The sequence below is a fragment of the Mesorhizobium sp. M7A.F.Ca.CA.002.15.2.1 genome (genome assembly GCF_003998715.1).
In the GTDB taxonomy this organism is placed as follows: Bacteria; Pseudomonadota; Alphaproteobacteria; order Rhizobiales; family Rhizobiaceae; genus Mesorhizobium; species Mesorhizobium ciceri.
The window spans coordinates 1-4,589 of record NZ_RZPI01000461.1 but is presented as its reverse complement, the minus strand read 5'-3'; the positions used below and the strand labels follow the sequence as shown (position 1 = coordinate 4,589).

Here is a 4,589-nt window from a genome sequence, read left to right as displayed (position 1 = left end):
AGCCCATCGTGCCGGTGGCGCACAGAACGCTGCCATAGTGCAGCGTGCCGACGATGACCTCGCCTTCATGCACGATCTTGGGATTGGCAAGCTTCTTGGGAAAGCCCCACAGTTCGCGGCCGCCGGCGATCGGCGCGTCGTCGTCGAGATACATCGAATGGACGTAGGCGCCGTGCTGGCCCTTGTAGCGCACCGGGATGACCTGGCCGGTCTCGGTGTAGTCGCCGAAACCGGTCGAGTCAGGCATGCGGATGAATTCGTATTTGACCAGCGGCTCGTCGATCTCCAGCGGCTCCGGCACGACAGCCTCTAGCGCCTCGCGCGTCGTGCGGTAGGTGATGATGACGTATTCGCGGTTGAAGAAACGGTACGGCCCGGGCGGAAAGGAGGGGTTGGTCAGCGGCATCGCATAGGCGCGCTTCACGACATCGGCGATCTGCAAGGCTGTAGCCCCATTTTGGTTCAGGAATGACTGCGCGAATGCGCTCCGGATTATGTTGCACGGCACCATGACAGTGCCGTGTCAGCCGCCTGACAGCCGCCCAAGGGGCCTGTCGACGGCCGTCTCAACCCTGTAATCGCACCGACATATGGCTATGGCACTGTCATGGTGCGGCGCACAAAGGCGGCCCCGTTCGTTCCCTCCCACCTCTTGCGAGATCATCATGGGTTTCCTGTCTTCGAAGAACGCCCTCGTCACCGGCTCGACCAGCGGCATCGGCTTGGCCATCGCCCGCGCCTTTGCCGTGGAAGGCGCCAATGTCACCATCAACGGCCTTGGCGATGCGGCTGCCATCGAGCACGAGCGCGCCGGCATCGAGAAGGATTTCGGCGTCAAGTGCCGCTACTCCGGTGCCAACATGATGGATGGCGCGGCGGTCAGCGCCATGGTGCATGAGGCCGAGGCTGCCTTCGGCAGTCTCGATATCCTGGTCAACAATGCCGGCATCCAGCATGTCGCGCCGATCGAGGAGTTTCCCGATGACAAGTGGGAAGCCATCATCCGCATCAATTTGCTCGCCGCGTTCTACGCCATCAAGGCGGCACTGCCGGGCATGAAGACGCGCAAATGGGGCCGTATCATCAACACCGCCTCGGCGCATGCGCTGGTCGCCTCGCCGTTCAAGTCGGCCTATGTGTCGGCCAAGCACGGCATTGCGGGCCTCACCAAGACGGTAGCGCTCGAAGCAGCGCTCGACGGCGTCACCGTCAATGCGATCGCGCCGGGCTATGTCTGGACGCCGCTGGTCGAAAGGCAGATTCCCGACACGATGAAGGCGCGCGGCATGACCGAGGAACAGGTCAAGCACGATGTGCTGCTCGCCGCCCAGCCGACCAAGGAATTCGTCACCGTCGACGAGCTCGCCGCGCTGACGCTGTTCCTGTGTTCGGACGCGGCCAGGCAGGTCACCGGCACAACCTTGCCGATGGATGGCGGCTGGACGGCACAGTAGAGGGTAATCCAAGCGTTCCGTTTGCCTGCTGGTGCCGCTGGGCGCTGGCAGAAAAGCACCCGGCTATGCCGTGATCTTAATCGATGCGGATGGCGTGGTCGTGCATTTCCATGATTTTGCGATCGACGCGGCGGGTTGCCCGCCTCCGGCAGGCTTCGCGGGGCACTGAGCAGGACTTCCCGCGAGGGCCAAGATGCCGCCAGTCGCATGTGCCGGCCTATTGCACGGCAGCGCAACAGGCTGCGCCGTTGGCTGAGCTGAACGATCCCAACCGATGCCCATCCGCGCACTGACGGCGACTGCGCGGCATCGGGTTTCCCAGCCTCTTTCTCGTCCCGCCGGACTACGGTGAAAGTGTCCGAAAAAGCACGGGAATATGGACATTAGTCTTGACAGAAATACAGATGTTCAATACCCGTCAGGCAATCGAACAAGCCTGCATTATGGGAGGAACGAGCGGTATGGCTTCCAATGTTTCGTTGACGGGTCTTGCCCGCGATCTCGAGGAACGCGCAAAGTCGGGCAAGCCTATCCGCATCGGCCTGATCGGCTCGGGCGAGATGGGAACCGACATCGTCACTCGTGTCGCCCATATGTCGGGCATCGAGATCGGCGCCATTTCCGAACTGAACCTGCCGGCTGCCAGCAAGGCCGTCGATATCGCTTTCCAGGAAACCGGGCATGCGCGCGAAGTGTCGAATGCTTCGGCTATGACGTCGGCGATGGAAGCCGGCAAGGTCGCGGTCACCAACGACGCCGACCTTGTCATCAACAATGATCTGATCGACGTCGTCATCGATGCCACCGGGGTTCCCGCCGTTGGCGCCGAGATCGGGCTGCGCGCCATGGAGCATGGCAAGCATCTGGTGATGATGAATGTCGAGGCCGACGTCACCATCGGCGCCTATCTGAAAAGCGAGGCCGACCGGCTCGGCGTCACCTATTCACTGGGCGCCGGCGATGAGCCGTCCTCCTGCATGGAGCTGATCGAGTTCGTCTCGGCCATGGGTCACCCGATCGTTGCCGCCGGCAAGGGCAAGAACAATCCGCTCAACATCGACGCTATTCCCCCGGACTATGAGGAGGAAGCCAAGCGCCGGCACATGAATGTCCGCATGCTGGTCGAATTCGTCGACGGCTCCAAGACCATGGTCGAGATGGCGGCAATCGCCAATGCCACCGGCCTGGTTCCAGACAAGGCTGGCATGCATGGCCCGGCGGCGACGCTTGGCGAACTGTCCAAGGTGCTGGTGCCGCAGAAGGATGGCGGCGTTCTGTCGAAGGTCGGCGTCGTCGACTATTCGATCGGCAAGGGTGTCGCGCCCGGCGTCTTCGTCGTTGCCGACATGTCGCATCCGCGCATCTCCGAGCGCATGGAAGATCTGAAGATGGGCAAAGGCCCGTATTTCACTTTCCATCGTCCCTATCACCTGACCTCGCTCGAGGTGCCGCTGACCTGCGCGCGCGTCGTGCTCTACGGCAAGGCCGACATGGTGCCGCTGGCCAAGCCGGTGGCCGAAGTGGCCGCCGTGGCCAAGAAGGACATGAAGCCCGGCGAGAAGCTCGATGCGATCGGCGAATATTGCTACCGCGCCTGGATCATGACGACGCCTGAAGCGCGCGCCGCCAAGGCCATTCCCTGCGGCCTGCTGCAGGGCGGCTCGGTCACCGCGCCGATCAAGAAGGGCGAACTCATAACCTACGCGAATGCAGCGCCCGCGGCGGGCTCCAAGATCGCCGAACTGCGCGCTCGCCAGGACAAGCTCGTCTATGGGACCGTGGGAGCGTGATCATGGCCACAGCCAGCAAAGCCGTCACTGACAGTCGCGCCAATCTGCCCTTCGTCTACCGCCAGTACAGCGCCGAGCAGCTCAAGCAGGTGCTCCACAAGATGTACCTGATCCGCCGCTTCGAAGAGGGCGCGGAGGAGTGCTACACGCGCGGCCTCATCCATGGCACCATGCATTTGTCGATCGGCCAGGAAGCCAGCGCCATGGGCATCTGCATGCCGCTTGCCGAGGATGACCAGATCACCTCGACGCATCGCGGTCACGGCCACTGCATTGCCAAGGGCGCCGAGGTCAAGCGCATGTTCGCCGAGTTCTTCGGCAAGACCACAGGCTACTGCAAGGGCCGTGGCGGCTCGATGCACATCGCCGATGTCGGCAAGGGCAATCTCGGCGCCAATGGCATCGTCGGTGGTGGTATCCCGATCGCCGTGGGGGCGGCATTGTCCTCCAAGATGATGAAGACCGGCAAGGTCGTGGTCTCGTTCTTCGGCGATGGCGCCAACAATGAAGGCGCTTTCCACGAGGCGCTAAACATGGCGGCGGTCTGGAAGCTGCCTGTCATTTTCGTCTGCGAGAACAATGGCTACGGCATGTCGACATCGACAGCCCGCTCGACCGCGGTCAAGAACATCGCCGAGCGCGCCGCCGCCTATTCGATGCCCGGCGTCATCGTCAACGGCAACATCTTCTCCGAGGTCGCCGAGGCGTCTCATCAGGCTGTTGCCCGAGCCCGCGCCGGCGAGGGGCCGACGCTGATCGAGTCCAAGACCTATCGCCATCGCGGCCATTCCAAGAGCGACCGCAACCGCTATCGCACCAAGGAAGAGATCGAGGACTGGATGTCGAACCGCGATCCGATCACCCTGTTCGAAAGCGAGCTCAGGGAATTCGGCTTCATCGACGACAAGGGCATCGAGGCCATTCGCGATGCCGTGGCGCAAGAGATCGCCGAGGGCATCGAGTTCGCCAAGGCGAGCCCATCGCCCGATATCAGCGAGACGGGAAATTACGTGTATACGGAGCAGGCGTGATGGACGCGATGGTGCGTGAACTGAGCTACGCCCAGGCGATCCAGGAGGCCATGGCGATCGCCATGGACATGGACGAGCGCGTTTTCCTGATGGGCGAGGATATCGGCGTCTATGGCGGCGCCTTCCAGGTCACCGGCGACCTGGTCGAACGTTACGGCGCTGACCGCGTCATCGACACGCCGATTTCGGAACTGGGCGGCGCGGGCGTTGCGGTTGGGGCTGCGCTCACCGGCATGCGGCCGATCTTCGAGTTCCAGTTTTCCGATTTCGCCACGCTTGCCATGGAGCAGATTGTCAACCAGGCGGCCAAGATG

4 protein-coding genes and 1 pseudogene are annotated in these 4,589 nt (G+C 62.7%); 4 read left to right on the top strand and 1 reads right to left on the bottom strand.

Translation table 11 applies throughout. The features are described from left to right. On the bottom strand, positions 1–442 hold a 442-nt coding region (locus tag ENZ74_RS22675), incomplete at its 3' end, for an acetoacetate decarboxylase (protein WP_206522311.1). A 223-nt stretch (positions 443–665) separates the two neighbouring features. On the opposite strand from ENZ74_RS22675, the gene ENZ74_RS22670 reads away from it, so the two are divergent. The 4 genes and pseudogenes from ENZ74_RS22670 to ENZ74_RS22655 all read left to right on the top strand — a co-directional run. Then, positions 666–1,454 carry a 3-hydroxybutyrate dehydrogenase gene (locus ENZ74_RS22670; protein ID WP_063169132.1) on the top strand — a complete coding sequence of 263 codons (789 nt, stop codon included), beginning with the start codon at positions 666–668 and terminating at the stop codon, positions 1,452–1,454. A 461-nt stretch (positions 1,455–1,915) separates the two neighbouring features. Next, positions 1,916–3,244, top strand: a complete 1,329-nt coding sequence (locus ENZ74_RS22665; protein ID WP_024503031.1) for an NAD(P)H-dependent oxidoreductase — start codon at positions 1,916–1,918, stop codon at positions 3,242–3,244. 2 nt (positions 3,245–3,246) lie between these two features. Next, positions 3,247–4,275: a thiamine pyrophosphate-dependent dehydrogenase E1 component subunit alpha gene (locus tag ENZ74_RS22660; RefSeq protein WP_063169131.1), complete on the top strand. Its 1,029-nt coding sequence runs from the start codon at positions 3,247–3,249 to the stop codon at positions 4,273–4,275. Beyond that, positions 4,275–4,589 (top strand): annotated as a pseudogene (locus ENZ74_RS22655) (alpha-ketoacid dehydrogenase subunit beta); the annotation flags it as partial. The gene ENZ74_RS22660 and the pseudogene ENZ74_RS22655, both read left to right, overlap by 1 nt.

Excerpts from the sequence above, each read along its gene's own strand:
- ENZ74_RS22665 (WP_024503031.1), top strand. The coding sequence starts at position 1,916 with ATGGCTTCCAATGTTTCGTTGACGGGTCTTGCCCGCGATCTCGAGGAA.
- ENZ74_RS22670 (WP_063169132.1), top strand. The coding sequence starts at position 666 with ATGGGTTTCCTGTCTTCGAAGAACGCCCTCGTCACCGGCTCGACCAGC.
- ENZ74_RS22660 (WP_063169131.1), top strand. The coding sequence starts at position 3,247 with ATGGCCACAGCCAGCAAAGCCGTCACTGACAGTCGCGCCAATCTGCCC.